Source organism: Aureimonas sp. SK2 (assembly GCF_029813115.1).
Classification (GTDB): domain Bacteria; phylum Pseudomonadota; class Alphaproteobacteria; order Rhizobiales; family Rhizobiaceae; genus Aureimonas.
Genome location: NZ_JAPZDS010000008.1, coordinates 186,053 through 204,015, shown reverse-complemented (window position 1 = coordinate 204,015; position 17,963 = coordinate 186,053). Strand labels below are relative to the sequence as shown.

Annotated in this window: 19 protein-coding genes; 6 read left to right on the top strand and 13 right to left on the bottom strand. The window is 68.5% G+C overall.

What is annotated here, in order from left to right; genetic code table 11:
* Nucleotides 1-106 precede the first annotated feature (106 nt).
* Complete coding sequence (locus O5O54_RS12350; RefSeq protein ID WP_279482082.1) at nucleotides 107-1,294, bottom strand: acetyl-CoA C-acetyltransferase; 1,188 nt, start codon at nucleotides 1,292-1,294, stop codon at nucleotides 107-109.
* Nucleotides 1,295-1,596: 302 nt separating this feature from the next.
* On the opposite strand from O5O54_RS12350, the gene phaR reads away from it, so the two are divergent.
* Complete coding sequence (gene phaR / locus O5O54_RS12345; RefSeq protein ID WP_279482081.1) at nucleotides 1,597-2,190, top strand: polyhydroxyalkanoate synthesis repressor PhaR; 594 nt, start codon at nucleotides 1,597-1,599, stop codon at nucleotides 2,188-2,190.
* Nucleotides 2,191-2,274: 84 nt separating this feature from the next.
* Here phaR and rpmF read toward each other — a convergent pair whose 3' ends face one another.
* A complete protein-coding gene (gene rpmF, locus O5O54_RS12340; protein WP_279482080.1) occupies nucleotides 2,275-2,460 on the bottom strand; it encodes a 50S ribosomal protein L32 in 186 nt (61 codons plus the stop codon).
* 236 nt (nucleotides 2,461-2,696) lie between these two features.
* Complete coding sequence (gene mtgA, locus O5O54_RS12335) at nucleotides 2,697-3,380, bottom strand: monofunctional biosynthetic peptidoglycan transglycosylase (protein WP_279482079.1); 684 nt, start codon at nucleotides 3,378-3,380, stop codon at nucleotides 2,697-2,699.
* 169 nt (nucleotides 3,381-3,549) lie between these two features.
* On the opposite strand from mtgA, the gene O5O54_RS12330 reads away from it, so the two are divergent.
* From O5O54_RS12330 to O5O54_RS12320, 3 genes are read left to right on the top strand one after another with little or no spacing between them, the layout of a single operon-like run.
* Nucleotides 3,550-4,464: a polyprenyl synthetase family protein gene (locus O5O54_RS12330; protein ID WP_279482078.1), complete on the top strand. Its 915-nt coding sequence runs from the start codon at nucleotides 3,550-3,552 to the stop codon at nucleotides 4,462-4,464.
* Nucleotides 4,461-5,174, top strand: coding sequence for an AzlC family ABC transporter permease (locus O5O54_RS12325; RefSeq protein ID WP_279482077.1), 714 nt, complete (start codon nucleotides 4,461-4,463; stop codon nucleotides 5,172-5,174). Before O5O54_RS12330 ends, O5O54_RS12325 begins: the two co-directional genes overlap by 4 nt.
* A complete protein-coding gene (locus O5O54_RS12320; RefSeq protein WP_279482076.1) occupies nucleotides 5,171-5,467 on the top strand; it encodes an AzlD family protein in 297 nt (98 codons plus the stop codon). Before O5O54_RS12325 ends, O5O54_RS12320 begins: the two co-directional genes overlap by 4 nt.
* On the opposite strand, the gene O5O54_RS12315 is transcribed toward O5O54_RS12320, so the two are convergent.
* The 3 genes from O5O54_RS12315 to ispG are packed head-to-tail and all read right to left on the bottom strand — an operon-like array spanning nucleotide 5,464 to nucleotide 8,035.
* Nucleotides 5,464-5,916: a GNAT family N-acetyltransferase gene (locus O5O54_RS12315; RefSeq protein WP_279482075.1), complete on the bottom strand. Its 453-nt coding sequence runs from the start codon at nucleotides 5,914-5,916 to the stop codon at nucleotides 5,464-5,466. The two genes, O5O54_RS12320 and O5O54_RS12315, sit on opposite strands and share 4 nt — an antisense overlap.
* Before the next feature lie 8 nt (nucleotides 5,917-5,924).
* Nucleotides 5,925-6,773 (bottom strand): lytic transglycosylase domain-containing protein, encoded by an 849-nt coding sequence (locus O5O54_RS12310; protein WP_279482074.1) that lies wholly within the window; start codon nucleotides 6,771-6,773, stop codon nucleotides 5,925-5,927.
* Complete coding sequence (gene ispG, locus O5O54_RS12305) at nucleotides 6,770-8,035, bottom strand: flavodoxin-dependent (E)-4-hydroxy-3-methylbut-2-enyl-diphosphate synthase (protein WP_279482073.1); 1,266 nt, start codon at nucleotides 8,033-8,035, stop codon at nucleotides 6,770-6,772. The genes O5O54_RS12310 and ispG overlap by 4 nt, the downstream gene beginning before the upstream one ends.
* Before the next feature lie 203 nt (nucleotides 8,036-8,238).
* Here ispG and O5O54_RS12300 point away from each other — a divergent pair, with 203 nt between their 5' ends.
* Together O5O54_RS12300 and O5O54_RS12295 are read left to right on the top strand one after the other, a co-directional pair.
* Nucleotides 8,239-8,397 (top strand): hypothetical protein, encoded by a 159-nt coding sequence (locus O5O54_RS12300; RefSeq protein WP_279482072.1) that lies wholly within the window; start codon nucleotides 8,239-8,241, stop codon nucleotides 8,395-8,397.
* An 89-nt stretch (nucleotides 8,398-8,486) separates the two neighbouring features.
* Nucleotides 8,487-8,645, top strand: coding sequence for a DUF3309 family protein (locus O5O54_RS12295; protein ID WP_279482071.1), 159 nt, complete (start codon nucleotides 8,487-8,489; stop codon nucleotides 8,643-8,645).
* A 28-nt stretch (nucleotides 8,646-8,673) separates the two neighbouring features.
* Here O5O54_RS12295 and O5O54_RS12290 read toward each other — a convergent pair whose 3' ends face one another.
* The 7 genes from O5O54_RS12290 to O5O54_RS12260 all read right to left on the bottom strand — a co-directional run bounded on the left by O5O54_RS12290 (nucleotide 8,674) and on the right by O5O54_RS12260 (nucleotide 17,919).
* Nucleotides 8,674-9,885 carry an MFS transporter gene (locus tag O5O54_RS12290; RefSeq protein ID WP_279482070.1) on the bottom strand — a complete coding sequence of 404 codons (1,212 nt, stop codon included), beginning with the start codon at nucleotides 9,883-9,885 and terminating at the stop codon, nucleotides 8,674-8,676.
* Nucleotides 9,882-10,727 (bottom strand): DeoR/GlpR family DNA-binding transcription regulator, encoded by an 846-nt coding sequence (locus tag O5O54_RS12285; protein ID WP_279482069.1) that lies wholly within the window; start codon nucleotides 10,725-10,727, stop codon nucleotides 9,882-9,884. Before O5O54_RS12285 ends, O5O54_RS12290 begins: the two co-directional genes overlap by 4 nt.
* 54 nt (nucleotides 10,728-10,781) lie before the next feature.
* On the bottom strand, nucleotides 10,782-14,246 hold the full coding sequence (pyc, locus tag O5O54_RS12280) for a pyruvate carboxylase (protein WP_279482068.1): 3,465 nt from the start codon (nucleotides 14,244-14,246) through the stop codon (nucleotides 10,782-10,784).
* A gap of 118 nt (nucleotides 14,247-14,364) precedes the next feature.
* Nucleotides 14,365-14,760 carry a VOC family protein gene (locus O5O54_RS12275; RefSeq protein ID WP_279482067.1) on the bottom strand — a complete coding sequence of 132 codons (396 nt, stop codon included), beginning with the start codon at nucleotides 14,758-14,760 and terminating at the stop codon, nucleotides 14,365-14,367.
* Nucleotides 14,761-14,879: 119 nt separating this feature from the next.
* Nucleotides 14,880-15,773 carry a DMT family transporter gene (locus O5O54_RS12270; RefSeq protein WP_279482066.1) on the bottom strand — a complete coding sequence of 298 codons (894 nt, stop codon included), beginning with the start codon at nucleotides 15,771-15,773 and terminating at the stop codon, nucleotides 14,880-14,882.
* A gap of 287 nt (nucleotides 15,774-16,060) precedes the next feature.
* A complete protein-coding gene (locus O5O54_RS12265; protein WP_279482065.1) occupies nucleotides 16,061-17,137 on the bottom strand; it encodes a Gfo/Idh/MocA family oxidoreductase in 1,077 nt (358 codons plus the stop codon).
* Nucleotides 17,134-17,919 carry a ThuA domain-containing protein gene (locus tag O5O54_RS12260; RefSeq protein WP_279482064.1) on the bottom strand — a complete coding sequence of 262 codons (786 nt, stop codon included), beginning with the start codon at nucleotides 17,917-17,919 and terminating at the stop codon, nucleotides 17,134-17,136. The genes O5O54_RS12265 and O5O54_RS12260 overlap by 4 nt, the downstream gene beginning before the upstream one ends.
* Nucleotides 17,920-17,963 lie beyond the last annotated feature (44 nt).

The window sequence follows — 17,963 nt, the reverse complement described above, 5'->3', positions numbered from 1 at the left end:
TGCGCGACAACCTGCCGGGTCCCGGAAGGGATCCGCGCCGGGTCGTCCGATGCGATTGTCGGAGAAGGAGGCCGCCCCGCGATGGGGCGCGGCGGCCGTCGATGGGTCAGCCGCGCTCGAAGCACATGGCGACGCCCATGCCGCCGCCGATGCAGAGCGTCGCGAGGCCGCGCTTGGCGTCGCGGCGGGCCATCTCGAAGAGCAGCGTGTTGAGGACGCGAGCGCCGGATGCCCCGATCGGATGGCCGATCGCGATCGCGCCGCCGTTGACGTTGACGATGTCCGGGTTCCAGCCGAGGTCCTTGTTGACCGCGCAGGCCTGGGCCGCGAAGGCCTCGTTGGCCTCCACGAGGTCGAGGTCGTCGATCGACCAGCCGGCCTTCTCCAGCGCCTTCCGCGACGCCGGGATCGGGCCGGAGCCCATCACGGCGGGGTCGACGCCGACCGTCGCCCAGGACACGATGCGCGCGAGCGGGGTCAGCCCCCGGCGCGAGGCTTCGGCCTCGCTCATCAGCACCGCCACCGCCGCGCCGTCGTTGATGCCGGACGCGTTGCCGGCCGTGACCGTGCCTTCCTTGTCGAAGGCGGGCTTCAGCTTCTGGACCTTGTCCAGCGTGGTGCCGGCTTTGATGTACTCGTCGTCCGACACGACCACGTCGCCCTTGCGGCTCTTCACCGTGAAGGGCGCGATCTCGTCCTTGAAGCGGCCGGCCTTCTGGGCCTCCTCCGCCTTGTTTTGCGATGCGACCGCGAACTCGTCCTGCTCGTCGCGCGTGATCTGCCACTGGCGGGCGACGTTCTCGGCTGTGTTGCCCATGTGATAGCCCTGGAAGGCGTCGATCAGGCCGTCCTTGAGCATGGAATCGACGAGCTTGAGGTCGCCCATCTTGGTGCCCACGCGCATATGCGCGACGTGCGGCGCCATGGACATGGACTCCTGGCCGCCGGCCACCACGATGCGCGCGTCGCCGCCCGCGATCTGCTGCAGGCCGAGCGCCACGGCGCGAAGGCCCGAGCCGCAGAGCTGGTTGAGACCCCAGGCCGTCGCCTCCTTGGGCACGCCCGCCGCCATGGCGGCCTGGCGCGCCGGGTTCTGGCCCTCGCCGGCGCTCAGCACCTGGCCCAGGATCACCTCGTCCACCTCGCCCGGCTCGACGCCGGCGCGCTGGAGGGCGGCGGTGATGGCGGCAGCCCCGAGCTCGTGCGCCGGCACGGAGGCGAAGGCCCCGTTGAAGGAGCCGACGGGGGTGCGCGCGGCGCCGACGATCACGATGGACTGTCCAGAAGAGCTCATGGAATGCCTTTCCTCCCAAAAGGATGCCTGCGGGCCTCGCCGCGCCGGCCGGACCTTATCTCGCAGACCCGTTCGGCGCCTGTCAAACCTTGCAGCTTCAGATTGCGGAGCCGCTCCCGTCCATTCGGCACACGTGCGACTCGTCCCCGGACGCAGGGTCCGACGATGAACGGCGAATGGTCTGCGGACAAACGAGGATGTGCGCTGCGGAACGTTTGGAAACGCAGCGAAACTGTGGCTAAGTCTTCGCAGAGGCAGCACGGCCACGGTCGGCTCGCCTGCCAGCATGTGGGAGAGAGCGGATGGCGCGCAGCAACGAACCGACGGTCATCAAGAAGTACGCCAACCGGCGCCTCTACAACACCGGCACGTCGATGTACGTCACGCTCGAGAACCTCGCCGCCATGGTCAAGGGCAACGAGGAGTTCGTGGTGCAGGACGCCAAGACCGGCGAGGACATCACCCATGCCGTCTTGACGCAGATCATCTTCGAGCAGGAGAACAAGGGCGGACAGACCCTCATGCCCATCACGTTCCTGCGCCAGCTCATCCGCTTCTACGGCGACCAGATGCAGATGGTGGTGCCCGCCTATCTCGAACAGTCGATGGCCGCCTTCCAGCGCGAGCAGGAAAGCTTCCGCGGCACGGCGGCCAACCCCTTGCAGATGATGGAAACCCAGGTGCGCCGCAACACGGAGATGTTCCGCGAGGCGATGGCCGTGTTCAACCCGTTCATGGCCAACGCGCTGGGTCCGACCGACGGCGCCAAGGGCTCGAATTCCGCCGCCGCCCCCGCTCCAGCCACGGCGCCGAGCCAGGACGATCTGGCCGCCATGCGCGAGCAGCTCGCCGAAATGCAGCGCCGGCTGGAAGCGCTGGACGCCAAGAAGGGCTGACGCCCGACCGGATTTCGCGAACAGAAAAGGGCCGGCGCGCGAGGCGACCGGCCCTTTTTCATGCGTGGAAGGCGCCTGAGACGATCAGGCGTTTTCCTTGACCGTCAGGATCTGCTTGCCGCGGTACATGCCCGTCTTCAGATCGATGTGGTGCGGACGGCGCAGCTCGCCCGAATTCTTGTCCTCGATGTAGGTCGGCGCGACGAGCGCGTCGGCAGAGCGGCGCATGCCGCGCTTGGAGGGGGAGGTCTTTCGCTTGGGGACGGCCATGGGTCTCTCCGTTCAGGTCGTCGGCTCGAGGCTCCGCGAAGGCGCCCGTGCCGTTCAATAGGTTCATCTTTGGCGAGCCGTCGGCGCGACGTGCGCCCGGCCCTTCCCGAACCGACGACCGGCGCCCGACCCTTGCCTCGGATCGATCCTGCCCTTCGCACTGACGGGAAATCGAGGGCTCGCATAGCAAACCCGGCCCGGTTTGCAAAGGGGCGGCCCCGCGAAAACCGCCAAGCTCATACGCCGTCGATGCAGCCGATATACTCGCCGGAGGCGCGTGCGCGCGCCTCCACCGTCCCCGCCAGGCGCCGCAGGCCGGCCGAGGGATTGGCGGGATCGCGGGTCAGTGGCGACGGCAGCGAGACGGCCAGGAGCGCGGCCTGCCGGGGGGTGAGCTCCGAGGGCGGCCGGTTGAAGTAGAAGCGCGAGGCCGCGCCAATGCCGTAGATCCCGTTCCCCCATTCGGCGATGTTGAGATAGATCTCCATGGTCCGGTTCTTCGACCAGACGAGATCGGCATACATCGCGAGCGGCAGCTCCAACCCCTTCCTCAGGTAGGACCGGCCGTTCCACAGGAAGAGGTTCTTGACCGTCTGCATGGGGATGGTGGAGGCGCCGCGGCTCGCCTCCCCGTCGCCGATCGCCTGATCCACGACGGTGCGCATGGCGTTCCAGTCGACGCCGCCGTGGAAGCAGTACTGCCCGTCCTCCGACATCATCACCGAGCGCACCAGCACGGGCGAAATCTCGGACAGGGGCACCCATTCGCGGTCGAAGGGCTGGAAGCTGAAATGCTCGGCCAGCATCAGGGTGGATACCGGGCGCACGAAGGGCAGCGCGTAGATCGGCACCAGCACCAGCGGGATGGCGGCCAGGAGCACGATCACGAACGCGGCGGCATGGATCATGCGTCGGATCATTCGTGTCCTGTCATCCCTGGAGCGCGACGGGCGGTGTCCGCCCTCCTTAGCAAAGCACGGGAAAGCGCGGCAACAACGCAGCTTTTCCCCTTGCCGCCTTGCGCGGGGATGGGCACACACAACCGCGCGAGCGAAAGACAGCCTGACGGCCGCAAAGGATGCGCAGATCATGAGGCAGACCGTGGATCCGTCCTTCGAGGAGCGCCTGTCGCAGGCCGCCGCGCGCACCGAATCGGGTCTGGCCGCCGCCCTGTCCGGCACGTCCTTGCTTCTGGCCGGCGCACCGGAACGGCTGCTCGCGGCCATGCGCCACGGGGCTCTCGACGGCGGCAAGCGGCTGCGTCCCTTCCTGGTGGAGGAGGCGGCGCGCCTCTTCGGCGCCGAGCCCGCCCAGGCCGCGCCCGTCGCACAGGCGCTGGAATGCATCCACTGCTATTCGCTGATCCACGACGACCTGCCGGCCATGGACGACGACGACCTGCGCCGCGGCCGCCCCACCGTCCACCGCGCCTATGACGAGGCCACCGCGATCCTGGCCGGCGACGCGCTTCTGACCCTCGCCTTCGGCCTCCTGGCGGAAGGCGAGGCGTCGATCGAACCCGCCGCGCGCCTGACCCTGATCCGCCTCCTGTCGCGCGAGGCGGGAGCGGCCGGCATGGCGGGCGGCCAGGCGCTGGACCTTGCGGCCGAGACGACCACGCTGGACGAGGCCGAGATCGCCCGCATGCAGGCCATGAAGACCGGCGCGCTGATCGCCTTCGCGGCGGAGGCGGGGGCGGTGCTGGCCGGTGCGGCGCCGGCCGACCGCCGGGCGCTGCGCCGCTTCGGTGAGATCGTCGGCCTCGCCTTCCAACTCGCCGACGACCTTCTCGACGAGACGGCCGATACGGCGACGCTCGGCAAGGCAGCCGGCAAGGACGCCGCCCGCGGCAAGAAGACCCTGCCAGCCCTTCGCGGCATCGACTGGACCCGCGCCGAGCTCGACCGGCTGGTGGCGGAAGCCGAGGCACTGCTCGAACCCTTCGGAACGCGCGCCGATACGCTTCGCCAGACCGCCCGCTTCGTCGCATGGCGAGCCAAATGAGCGAGAGCCCAGCGCCGGACGCCCGTGGCGGCGAGATCGCCGACGCATTGCGCGAGGTTCTGCCCGTCCTCGTCGCCATCGTCCCCTTCGGCATGGTGTTCGGGGCACTGGCGATCGACGCGGGGCTGACGGCCCTTCAGGCGATGGGCTTCTCCGCCGCGATCTATGCCGGGGCCTCGCAGCTCGTGATCCTCCAGCTCGTGGCGCTCGGCACGCCGCTCTGGTCGATCCTCGTCGCCGTGGTCGCGCTGAACTTCCGGCACGTTCTTTATTCCGCCTCCATCGGGCGGCGGCTCGGGCGCTTCGACACGGCCGAAAAGGCGCTCGCCTTCTATCTTCTGGTGGACCCGACCTTCGCCGCCGCCGAGGAGCGCGCCGCCCGTCGCCCGCTCACCAAGCGGTTCTACTTCGCCTATGCCGGGGCGCTCTACCTCGTATGGCTCGTCGCCACCTATGCCGGCATCGTCTTCGGCAAGCTGATCGGCGACCAGCGGGCGATCGGGCTCGACGTGCTGCTGCCGATCTACTTCCTGGCGCTGACGCTCGGCTTCCGCAGGCGGGACGGGTTTGGCGTCGTCTTCGCATCGGCCGCCATCGCATCGGTCGCGGTGTACCTGACGCTCGGCTCGCCCTGGCACGTGACGCTCGGCGGCCTTGCCGGCATCGCGGCGGCGGTTCTGCGCACCCCGTCGAAAAGGGCCGCGCCGTGAACGACATTTGGCTCCTCGCCCTTCTGGCCGCCGTCCTCACCTACGGCACGCGCGTCGCCGGCCATCTCGTCCTGTCGCGCTTCGAGCGGATTCCGCCGCGTGTCGAGGCCGCGCTCGACGCCGTGCCTCCGGCCATGCTGATCACCATCGTCACGCCCGTCTTCGTCGACGGCGGCTGGCCCGAGCGGCTGGTGATCGTCGGTTCCGGTCTCCTCTCGCTGCGCCTGTCGGTTCTGGCCAGCGTCACGATCGGCGTCCTCGCCATGGCGCTCCTGCGCCATTTCGGGCTCTAGCTCGGCATCCAGCCATAGAACACGATCGGGTCACCGAAGCGGGGATGGGTGTCCGTGCGCAGAAGCCTGAGGCCGTTGGCCTCGTAGAACCGGCAGGCGCGGGTGTTGGTCGGACGCGTGAAGAGGGTGAAGCCGCCGGGCATCGCACGCTTCGCCTCGTCCAGAAGCCGCCGGCCGATGCCGCCGCCGAGCGACGCCGTGTGCACGAAGAGTTCGGCGAGCACCTGCTCGTCCGGGGTCATCGCGACGAAGCCGACGATCAGTCTCGAGCGCTCGGCGACGACGATCCGGCAAAGAACCGCAAGATGGGTCGCGACACGCGGCGTGAATTCGGATCGAGGCGGCAGCGAAGGCGGTCCGACACCGGGCAGGCTCGCGCCGGCGTGCCATATCTCGGCGACCGCATCGACGTCCTCCGACCGATAGGCGCGCAAGGAGACCTCGACCATGCCGCCTCCTACCGGTTGCGCGTGACGACGCAGGAGCCGCCGACGCCGCGATATTTCGCGCAGAAGCTTTCCGCCTGACCGCGCGTATCGGCGCCCACGCGAACGGCCGTGATGCGCCGCGGCCCGGAGATCGGCCGCGTGCGCATCACGATCGGCTCGACGCCGCCGAGCACGCCCGGATACTGGTCCTGCAGCTTGCGATAGATGCGCACCGCGATGGCCTCGTTCGGGTGGCCCGCGACCTGAGCGCCCCAGGGCCGCATCGGCGCGCTCTCGGCCACGGCGAAGACCGCGCGGGTCGGCAGGATCGGCAGGCGGCGGCAGGCGCTCGCAAATTCCAGATCGGCCACCAGCGGCTTTACCTCGGCCTCACGCTTCTCCTCGCGGAACCAGGCAGCAGGTTGGGCCGTGATCGACAAGACGTAGTCCTCGGTCTCGTAAGGCAGGCGCCCGCCTGAGACCATCCAGCGCTTCACGCGGTTGATGCCGCCGTTGTAGGCCGCCGCGGCCAGGCCCCAGGAGCCGAGCTCGGCGCGCAGGTCGCGAAGGTAGGTCGCGGAATGGCGCAGCGCCTGTTCCTTGTCGTAGGGGTCTGCGAGGCCCCGCTGCTTGGCGGTGTAGGGCATGAACTGCGCGATGCCCTGCGCTCCGACCGGCGAGCGCGCGCCCTCGTCGAAGCGCGATTCCTTCCAGATCAGCCGGGCGAAGAAGTCGGGCGCCATGCCGACGGCCGCCGCGTTCTCGGCGATCAGGTCGCAGATCCGCCCGACACGCGGGTCGGTCTTCGGCTCGGCGGCCGAGGCGCCGGCGAGACCCAAGGCCAGAACGGCCGCGACGAGGCCGAAGCGCCGCCTCATTCCGCCGCGGCGGCCCGCCCGAAGCGGCGGTCAATATAGGCGAGCACCATCTGGTGGAACTCCGCGGCGATGTTGGCGCCGCGCAGCGTCGCGACCTTCTCGCCGTCCATATAGACCGGCGCGGACGGCACCTCGGCGGTACCGGGCAGCGAGATGCCGATATCGGCGTGCTTGGATTCGCCCGGACCGTTCACGATGCAGCCCATCACCGCCACCGACAGCGCCTCGACGCCGGGATAGCGTTCGCGCCAGACCGGCATGTTCACGCGGATGTCGGTCTGGATCGTCTCGGCGAGTTCCTGGAAGAGCGTCGAGGTCGTGCGCCCGCAGCCGGGGCAGGCCGCGACGATGGGGATGAACTGCCGGAAGCCCATGGTCTGCAAGATCTCCTGCGCGACCTGCACCTCCTTGGTGCGGTCGCCGCCGGGCTCGGGCGTCAGCGACACGCGGATCGTGTCGCCGATGCCCTCCTGCAGGAGGATGCCGAGCGCCGCCGACGAGGCGACGATCCCCTTCGACCCCATGCCGGCCTCGGTCAGGCCGAGATGCAGGGCGTGGTCGGTGCGGCGCGAGAGGTCGCGATAGACGGCGATGAGGTCCTGCACGTTGGAGACCTTGGCCGAGAGGATGATCCGCTCGCGGGCGAGGCCCGTCTCCTCGGCGAGCGCCGCCGAATGGAGGGCCGACTGGATGATCGCCTCGCGCATCACCGCGCGCGCGCCGAGCGGCTGGTCGAGCTTCGAGTTCTCGTCCATCAGCCGCGTCAGCAGTTCCTGGTCGAGCGAGCCCCAGTTGACGCCGATCCGCACCGGCTTGTCGTGCCGGATCGCCATCTCGATGATGTCGACGAACTGCCGGTCCTTCTTGTCCTTGAAGCCGACATTGCCGGGATTGATGCGGTACTTGGCCAGCGCCGCCGCGCAGTCGGGATGGTCGGCGAGCAGCTTGTGGCCGATATAGTGGAAGTCGCCGACCAGCGGCACGTCGATCCCCAGCCGGGCCAGCCGGTCGCGGATGCGCGGCACGGCGGCGGCCGATTCGTTGCGGTCCACCGTGATGCGCACGATCTCCGAGCCCGCCTTCGCAAGCTGGGCGACCTGCGCCACCGTCGCATCGACGTCCGCCGTGTCGGTGTTGGTCATCGACTGGACGACGACCGGAGCCGGGCCGCCGACGACGACGCCGCCGACATCGACGCCCACCGTGCGGCGGCGCGGAAGGGGGTCGGCCAGGACCGGTTCGACGGGGGCTTGCAGCGTCATCGGAATCCGTCTCGAGGGTCGTGGGGCGGAGGCCGTGCGACGGCCCGCCCGAGGCAAGGGAGATCGAGGCCTATATCGCCGTTCGGAGCGCCCAAGAAAAGAGGATCATCGTGTCGCGACCGTGACATGGGCCATGCGGGGCTTGCGGGACGCTCGCCCTCCCCCTATCCCGGCCGCCGAATGCCCCTCACCTAGGAGATCCGATGACGCCCGGCGCCGCCTTTGCCCTGTTCGCGCTCGTGATGCTGGCCGCCTTGGTGCCGGTGTGGCCCTGGTCGCGGAGCTGGAGCTACCGCCCCGCCATCGCCTTTGCCATGCTTTTTACGTTCTTTGTGGTGATCTGGGTCACCGTGCTGATCTGAACCGTGATGGTTCCGTCACGGAACTGCGGAACCCCTGCGACATAACGTCGTTGTGATGAGGTGCAGTCTCGCGTCACAGGGAGTTTCGCATGTCTCTCGGCACCATTCTCCTCATCATTCTAATCCTGCTTCTGATCGGCGCCTTTCCGGGCTGGGGCTATTCGCGCGGCTGGGGCTATGGCCCGAGCGGCATCCTCGGCTTTCTGCTCGTCGTCGTCCTGATCCTGATCCTTCTGGGACGGATCTGACCATTCCCCGTTCAGCCGTCGGCGGACGTCAGTGTGCCGACGGCCGATCCGCGCCTCGCGCAAGAGGCGACAGCGCGAGAATGGCGAGAAGGCAGATGCTGAGGCCCAGAAAGACCGCCTGAAAGCCGAAATGCTCGGCGAGATAGCCGATGGCCGACGGCGCGATCAGAATGCCGGAATAGCCGATCGTGGTCGCCATCGAGATCCCGACACCCGGCTTCAGCCCCGGCACGTTGCCGGCTGCCGAGAAGGCGATCGGCGCGATGTTGGACAGGCCGATGCCGAGCAGGGCGAAGCCGAGGATGGCCACCGCGAGGTTGGGCGCCAGACCCACCACCTGGAGCGCGCCGATGCCGGCGAGCGCCGAGAGGCGCAGCGTGCGCACCGCGCCGAGCCGGTCGCGGATCCCGTCGCCGAGGAACCGGAACAGCGCCATCACCGCCGAGAAGGCCGCAAAGGCGAAGCCGGACATGGCGACGTCGGCGCCGAGTTCGGAGCGCAGGTAGATCGCGCTCCAGTCGATCGTCGCGCCCTCCGGCACCATGCCGAACAGAGCACAGAAGCCGATGCCGAGCACGGCCAGCCGCGCTGCAGAAGGCGCAGGGCCGGCCTCTCCAGCCTCGGCCGTCGGCGCCGCCGGGCCGCTCGCCTCGCGGTCTTCCAGCATGACCCGTCCGATCGGTACGAGGGCGACCAAGAGGATGGCGGCGACGAGCAGGAAGTGTCCGACGCTTCCCAGCGCCACGATCAGGAAGCCGCCGGTCGAGGCGCCGATGAAGCCGCCGACCGACCAGAAGCCGTGGCAGGACGACATGATCGCCCGCGAGCCCCGCCGCTCGACGGACACGGCATTGGCGTTCATCGCGACGTCCATGCCGCCCATGGCGGCGCCGAAGAGAAGAATGGCGACGGCGCCGACCGCCACGCTCGGCGCCAGGACGAGGACGGGCAGCGACAGGGCAAGGATCGCGTGCATGGCGAGCGTTGGCATGCGCGAGCCGAAACGCGCGGTTGCGGCGCCGAGAAGCGGCATGGCGAGCACGGCGCCGATGCCGAAAGCCAGGATCATCAGGCCGAGCTGCGCCTCCGACAGGCCCAGCCGCTGCTGGAACAGCGGAATCTGCGGCGTCCAGTTGCCGAGCACGAACCCGTTGGCGAGGAAGGCGCCGGCCACGGCCAGCCGCTCGCGCGGCCAGGCGTCGCGCCAGGATGCGGGGCGACGAAGCGCGTCGGCGGTCATGAGCGTGTTCCCAGGCTGGCGCGCGCCGTCTCGGCGCGGGTGATGGCGGTGCCGAGCGCCTCGAAGGGCGCAAGCGCGTCGGCGGGGCAGTCGTGTTCGACGAAGAGGTGCACCCGCCGATCGATCGGCGCGACGAAGAAGGATGCGGCCGTGCCGATCTTCTCGTTGGTGGCGGCGAGCGCGATCTCGCCGGCCCGCGCGGCGAGCAATGCCTTGAGGTCGGCCTCCTCGAGATCGTGGGAGGTCACGCCCGCCTCGGCATCCACGCCGCAGACCCCCAGCACCAGGACGGAGGGCCTCATCCGCTCCGCCTCGCGCAGCGTCTGCGCGCCGAGACAGGCGCCGCTCGCCGGATCGAGCCGACCGCCGAGCAGCACCACGGAGATGCCCGGCCTGTCCTGCAGGGAGCAGGCGATCGACGGCGCATTGGTGATGACGGTGATGCCGGAATCCGCCGGCAGGGCCTCGGCGACGGCGAGATTGGTGGAGCCGGCGTCGATGAAGACGGACGAACCCGGCATGATCGTGCGCGCGATCGCACGACCCAGCAGGGTCTTGCGGTCCCTGCCCTGCGCCCGGCGCTCGCTGAGCGATCCGTCCAGCGGAGCCGGCGGCAGCGCGCCGCCATAGACCCGGCGGCACTCGTCCCGGGCGGCGAGTTCGCGAAGATCTCGGCGCACCGTATCCTCGGAGACGCCGAAGTTGACGGCGAGCTGCGCCGCCAGGACGCGCCCGTCCCGCTGCAGCCATTCGCGGATCACGGCCTGGCGCTGTTCGGCCAGAAGGTTCGGCAGAATTTCGCCCATGAGGCCCCCTTCCCCGGAGACCTCATGCACGTTCATGCACGTTTCGTCAAACGGGACAGACCCGGCAGAAGGCCGGGTCGCCCTGCATCGTCAGGCCGCCGCGAACACGACGAGGAGGTCCTTGGCGTCGATCTGGTCGCCGGCCCTGACGTGGACGGCCTCCACCGTGCCGTCGGCTTCGGCGTGGAGCGCGGTTTCCATCTTCATCGCTTCGATGGAGAGGAGGACGTCGCCGGCCTTCACCGTTTGTCCCGGCCGCACGGCGAGCGTCGAGACGACGCCGGGCATCGGGGCCGCGACATGGGCCGCGTTGCCGGGTTCGGCTTTCGGGCGAGCCGCGCCCGAGCCCGAGCCCTTGGCCCGATCCGGCACCTTGATCCGGCGCGGCTGGCCGTTCAGCTCGAAGAACACCGTCTTCTTGCCCTTCTCGTCCGTGTCGGCCGAGCCGAGCGAGCGGATGACGAGCGTCTTGCCGGGTTCGAGGTCGACGAGAATCTCCTCCTCCGTCTCGATGCCGTAGAAGTAGTTCGGCGTCGGCAGGGTCGAGACCGGGCCGTAGGTGTCGGCGGCCATGGCGAAGTCGGTGAAGACCTTCGGATACATCAGGTAGGAGGCGAACTCCTGATCCGTGACTTTCCGACCGAGCTTCTCCTCGATCTTCGCACGCTCGGCCTCGAGATCGGCGTCCGGGATCAGCGAGCCGGGGCGCTCGGTGATCGGGGCCTCGCCCTTCAAGGCCTTGCGCTGCAGCCCTTCTGGCCATCCACCCGGCGGCTGGCCGAGATCGCCGTGCAGCATGGAGACGACGGAGTCCGGGAAGGCGATGTCGCGCGACGGGTTCTCGACATCGGCGACGGACAGGTCCTGCGCCACCATCATCAGCGCCATGTCGCCGACGACCTTGGAGGACGGCGTCACCTTGACGATGTCGCCGAACATGAGGTTCGCTTCCGAATAGGCCTTGGCCACCTCGTGCCAGCGCGTGTCGAGACCGAGCGAGCGGGCCTGTTCCTTGAGGTTGGTGAACTGGCCGCCCGGCATCTCGTGGAGATAGACCTCGGACGCCGGCCCCTTCAGGTCGCTCTCGAAGGCGGCGTACTGGTTGCGCACCGCCTCCCAGTAGAAGGAGATGCGGCGGATCGCGTCCTGGTCGAGGCCGGGGTCGCGCTCGGCCCCCTTCAGCGCCTCGTTGAGCGAGCCGAGGCAGGCCTGGGAGGTATTTCCGGAGAGCGCGTCCATCGCCGCGTCCACGGCATCGACGCCGGCATCTACGGCTGCAAGGATCGTCGCCGCCGCGATGCCGGACGTGTCGTGCGTGTGGAGGTGGATGGGCAGGCCCACCTCCTCCTTCAGCGCCTTGATCAGTGTGCGCGCGGCGGCGGGCTTCAGGAGGCCCGCCATGTCCTTCACGCCGAGGATGTGGGCGCCCGTGCGCTCCATCTCCTTGGCGAGATCGACGTAGTATTTGAGGTCGTATTTCGAGCGGGCGGGATCGAAGAGGTCGCCCGTGTAGCAGATCGCGCCCTCGCACAGCTTGCCGGATTCGATCACCGCGTCGATCGAGACGCGCATGTTCTCGACCCAGTTCAGGCAGTCGAAGACGCGGAAGAGATCGACGCCCCCGCTCGCGGCTTCCGCCACGAAGCGCTTCACCACGTTGTCGGGATAGTTGGTGTAGCCGACGCCGTTGGAGCCGCGCAGCAGCATCTGGAGAAGGATGTTGGGCGCATTTTCGCGGATCAGCGCCAGCCGCTCCCACGGGTCCTCGGTGAGGAAACGCATGGCGACGTCGAAGGTCGCCCCACCCCAGCATTCGAGGCTGAGGAGCTGCGGCAGCGCGCGGGCGTAGGCATCGGCGATGCCGACGATGTCGTGGGTGCGCACGCGCGTCGCGAGAAGCGACTGGTGCCCGTCGCGCATCGTCGTGTCGGTGACGAGCACTTCCCGCTGCGCCCGCATCCAGTCGGCGAAGCCCTTGGCTCCGAGTTCTTCGAGCTTCTGGCGCGTGCCAGGCTGGATTGGCCTGTCGAAGCGGGGTGCGACGGGCTTTCGCGCATCCGCCGGCGGCTTCGGGCGTCCGCGCGTTTCGGGATGGCCGTTGACGGTGACGTCCGCAAGATAGGTCAGGAGCTTCGTCGCGCGATCCCGGCGCTTCACCTGTGCGAAGAGTTCCGGCGTCGTGTCGATGAAGCGCGTGGTGTAGCTGTTGTCGGCAAAGGACGGGTGCGTGATGATCGCTTCGAGGAAGGTGAGGTTGGTCGCCACACCCCGGATGCGGAACTCGCGCAGCGCGCGATGCATCCTCGCGATCGCCTCTTCCGGCGAAGGCGCCCAGGCCGTGACCTTCTCCAGAAGCGGGTCGTAGAAGCGGGTGATGACGGCGCCGGAATAGGCCGTGCCGCCGTCGAGCCGGATGCCGAAGCCCGTCGCGCCACGATAGGCGGTGATGCGGCCGTAATCCGGAATGAAGTTCTGCTCGGGGTCCTCCGTCGTGATGCGGCACTGGAGGGCGTGGCCGTTGAGGCGGATGTCCTCCTGCCGCGGAACGCCGCTTTCGAGCGTCCCGATCGCATGGCCGTCGAGGATGTGGATCTGCGCCTTGACGATATCGATGCCCGTCACCTCCTCGGTGACGGTGTGCTCGACCTGGATGCGCGGGTTCACCTCGATGAAGTAGAAGGCGCCCGTGTCGGCATCCATCAGGAACTCGACGGTGCCGGCGCCCACATAGTTCGTCGCCGCGCAGATCGTCCGGGCATATCCGGCGAGTTCGCGCCGCCTGGCGTCGTCGAGATAGGGCGCGGGCGCGCGTTCCACGACCTTCTGGTTGCGGCGCTGGATCGAGCAGTCGCGCTCGAAGAGGTCCACCACCGTCCCGTGCGTGTCGCCGAGGATCTGCACCTCGACATGGCGGGCGCGCTCGACGAGCTTCTCGAGATAGACCTCGTCCTTGCCGAAGGCGGCCTTGGCCTCGCGCTTGGCCTCCGTCACCTCGCGCGCGAGGTCCTCCGCCTTGCGGATGGCACGCATGCCGCGCCCGCCGCCGCCCCAGGACGCCTTCAGCATCAGGGGATAGCCGATCCCGTCGGCCAGCCGCTTCACCTCTTCCATGTCGTCGGGTAGCGGATCGGTCGCGGGCACGACCGGCACGCCGACCTCGACCGCGAGGTTGCGCGCAGCCACCTTGTTGCCGAGCCTGCGCATCGTGTCCGCCGTCGGGCCGATGAAGGTGATGCCGGCCTCGCGACAGGCGTCGGCAAATTCCGGGCTTTCCGACAGAAGGCCGTAGCCCGGATGGATCGCGTCGGCGCCGGACTCCTTGGCGACGCGGATCACCTCCTCGATCGACAGGTAGCTCTCGATCGGCCCGAGATCGCGGGAAAGGTGCGGCCCCCGCCCGACCTGGTAGCTCTCGTCCGCCTTGAAGCGATGGAGGGCGTACTTGTCCTCCTCCGCCCAGATCGCCACGGTCTTCAGACCGAGTTCGTTGGCCGCGCGGAACACGCGAATGGCGATCTCGGAGCGATTGGCAACCAGAATCTTGGATATGGGCACGAGCGCTCCCCCCGGAACGAGTCACTTGATGGTCGGCGAGCTAATTACAGAACGGCGCCGGTTGCAATGCAACAACGCGGCGCCGCACCGCGCCGAGGGAGAACGCGTCCTTTCGCCGTCAGGCGAAACGCCAGCTCCGCTCGAGCACCTCGATCTTGTAGCCGTCGGGATCGCTGACGAAGAAGAAGCGCGCCTTGCCTCCGGACGAATGCGACAGTTCGCGAATGGGTTGCGGCTGGAGGCCTTCCGCCTCGAAGCGCGCATGTTCCGCGCCGAGGTCGGCCACGCTGACCGCCAGATGACCGTAGCCGTCGCCGAGATCGTAGGACCGGTCGCGATCCTTGTTGATCGTGAGTTCCAGCTCGAAGCCGCTTTCCGGGTTGGACACGTAGACCAGCGTGAAGGTTTCGAAATCCAGCCGGTCGGCGACCGCCAGCCCGAAGGCGCGGGCGTAGAAGTCCACCGAGCGCGCTTCTTCGCGGACACGGATCATCGAATGAATGAGCTTGGCCATGATGCCTCTCCTGCAGAACCGGTTCGGCTGCGGGAGATAGGCCGGTCACCCCACAAGAAGAAGCCCGCCGGCGCGGAGACGCGGGCGGGCTCGGGTTTCATTTCCAGAGGGCGGGCGTGTCAGGCGCGCAGCAACCGGGCACGCCAGCTTCGGGCGGGCGACTTGGCGTCGGCCGAGCCCGCGCCAAGCGTCGAGAGGCCGCAGAAGCCGACGAGCGCCATGCCGGCGACGGCGATCGGGTCCGGCACCTCGCCGAAGAACAGGGCGCCGAGCACGGCGGCCCAGACGATCTGACTGTACTGCGTGGGCGCGATCCGGCTGGCCTGGGTGACGCGCGCCGCCATGACGATCGCGATGTGGCCGATGCCGGCGCACAGGCCGCCGAAGACGAGGATCGGCACGTCCGCGACGGACGGGACCACGAAGTTCGGGATCATCAGGACGCCGTTGACGCCGATCGCCGCCAGAAGCACCGCTCCGACCAGCGTCAACCGCTTCTCCGTCGGTCCCAGCGTGCGCAGGATGATGACGGTGAGCGCGCCGACGAAGGCGCAGGCGAGCGCCGCCAGATGCCCGAGCGACAAGGCGTTGAAGCCCGGCCGAACGACGAGGAGCACGCCGGCAAGGCCGCCCAGCAACGAGGCCCAGCGCCCGAGCCCGACGACCTCCTTCAGGAACAGCGCCGACAGCACGGCCACGAAGACCGGCAGGAGGAAGATCAGCGCGTAAGCCTCGGCCAGCGGCAGCGAGACGAAGGCGTAGGTGGCTGTGATGCCGCCGATCGTGCCGGTGGCCATGCGGGCCAGCACCAGCCAGGGGCGCTTGGGGCAGACGATCGAGCGCCAGGTGTCCTCCGGGCGCTTCGAAAGCAGAGCCGGAAACAGCGCGAAGAGGGAGATGAAAAAGCCGATCTCGAAGACCGGCATATGGGAGGCGCCCAGCGCCTTGGCGGCGGCGTCCGAGCAGGAATAGGCGAGGTACGCGAGGAACGCGAGAAGGATTCCGGTATGCATCGCAGTGCGGCTTCGAGGGTGCGGGAACAGGGACGAGCCGGCGTCGCGATCTGGCGATCGTTTGCCCCGGAGGGCGCGTATTCGTGTTGAGGGCGGTCGGCATGCGCAACATCGCGCATGTCGGTTGATAGTCCGTTTATGTGCACCGCCGCAACGGCGCCAAATCCCTGTTTTCGATCATCTTCTTTTACCGGCGGGCATGCCGCGTGATGGTGGTTCGATGCCATCGCCCATTGCGGCGAAATCGTGAAACCGGCGTGACGCGCAAAAGATTTTCGCGCTGTTGCTCAACCTGCCGAGTGCGGCCGCTCGACCTCCAGCCAGCGTCCCTCCGCGTCGGAGACGAAGCACAGGTCGAGCAGTTTCTGAACCTCCGCCGCATGGTGGAAGTCCGGCTGCCCGTTGACGCCCGACATCAGTGCCATGGCGAAGCGATGCTCGTTGCGCGGGGTGACCGGGCAGTCCACGAGGCGCCAGGTCTGCGTCTCGATATCGGCTCCGAGACAGGCCTCGAGGCGCGAGTCGAGATGGTTGGCCCAGATGCGCAGGGCGCCCGTCTCGCCGTAGATGGCGAGGTTCAGGTCGTTGAGCTTGCCCGTAGCGTAGCGCGTCATGTGGACGGTGCCGAGCGCGCCGTTCTCCATCTCCACCGTCATCGCCACGCTGTCGTTGACGTCGAACGCATAGGCGCCGATCCGGCCCCCTTCGGCCTTGTCGTAGGTCTTCATCCGGGCCTGGAGCGCGGCGACGCCGAGACCCGTGCCGAAGCAGGCGAAGTCGAGAATGTGGATGCCGATATCGCCGAGCACGCCCTTGGAGCCGTGGGCCGACGACAGGCGCCAGAGCCACCGCTCGTCGCTGCGCCAGTCGCCCCAGTGCGGGCTGGTCAGCCAGCTCTGGAGGTAGCTCGCCTCGAAATGGCGGATCGTGCCGATGCGCCCCTCCTCCACCATGCGCCGTGCCATCTGGAGCGCATGGGCGTTGCGGTAGGTGAGGTTGACCATGTTGACGAGACCGGCGCCCTCCGCCGCCTTCGTCATTTCCAGCGCATCCGGGTAGTTCACCGCCAGCGGCTTCTCGCAGAAGACCGGCTTGCCGGCGGCGATCAGCTGGAGGCTCGTCGCCTTGTGCACGCCGTCCGGCGTGGAGTTCACGGCGGCGTCGAACTCACCCCAGGCGATCGCCTGGTCGAGCGAGCCGAAGGCTTCCGGGATCGAATGCTCGTCGGCGAAGAGGCGGGCGCGCACCTCGTTGGTGTCGACCGCCGCCGCGAGCCTGCAGCCGGGGATGGTGGCGAAGTGCTCGGCATGACGATGCGCGATGCCGCCCGTGCCGAGGATCAGGATCCGCTTCTCGGCGCTCACCGGAAGCCCTCCTCGCCGGCCTCGTGCAGCGAGAGGCCCTTCTTCTCGATCCTCTCTCGCGCCTGATCGATCGGAACGTTGGGCGCGTTGGAGACGTCCTTCCAGGGCTTGGCCGGGTTGTAGGCCCAGCGCACCGCATTTCGCAGGACGGTCTGGATCTGGGCGTCATGATAGATCGGATAGGTCTCGTGGCCGGGCTCGAAGTAGAAGATGCGCCCCGCCCCGCGCTGGTAGGTGAGGCCCGACCGGAACACCTCGCCGCCCTCGAACCAGGAGACGAAGACCGTCTCCAGCGGCTCCGGCACCAGGAACGGCTCCCCGTACATCTCGGAGTTCGGCAGCTCGATCGCCTTGTCGATGCCTTGGGCGATCGGGTGCGAGGGGTTGATCACCCAGAGCCGCTCGCGCTCGCCCGCCTCGCGCCAGCGGAGCGAACAGGGCGTGCCCATCATCCGTTTGAAGATCTTTGAGAAATGGCCGGAATGAAGGACGAGGAGCCCCATGCCCTCGTTCACGCGCTGCTGCACGCGGTCGACGATCTCGTCCGACACGCGTCCGTGCGCCTTGTGCCCCCACCAGACGAGGACGTCCGTCTCGTCGAGCCGCGACTGCGGCAGCCCGTGCTCGGGCTCCTCGAGGGTCGCCGTCGTCGCCTCGATCCCGCCGTCCTGCGACAGCGCGTCGGCGATCGTGCGGTGGATGCCGTCCGGATAGATGGAGCGGACTGCCGCGTTCTCGTGCTCGTGGAGGAACTCGTTCCAGACGACGGTGCGGATCGGCATGGCGTGCTTCCTTCGCGCGGTGCGGGAAGCGGGCGGATCGGCCC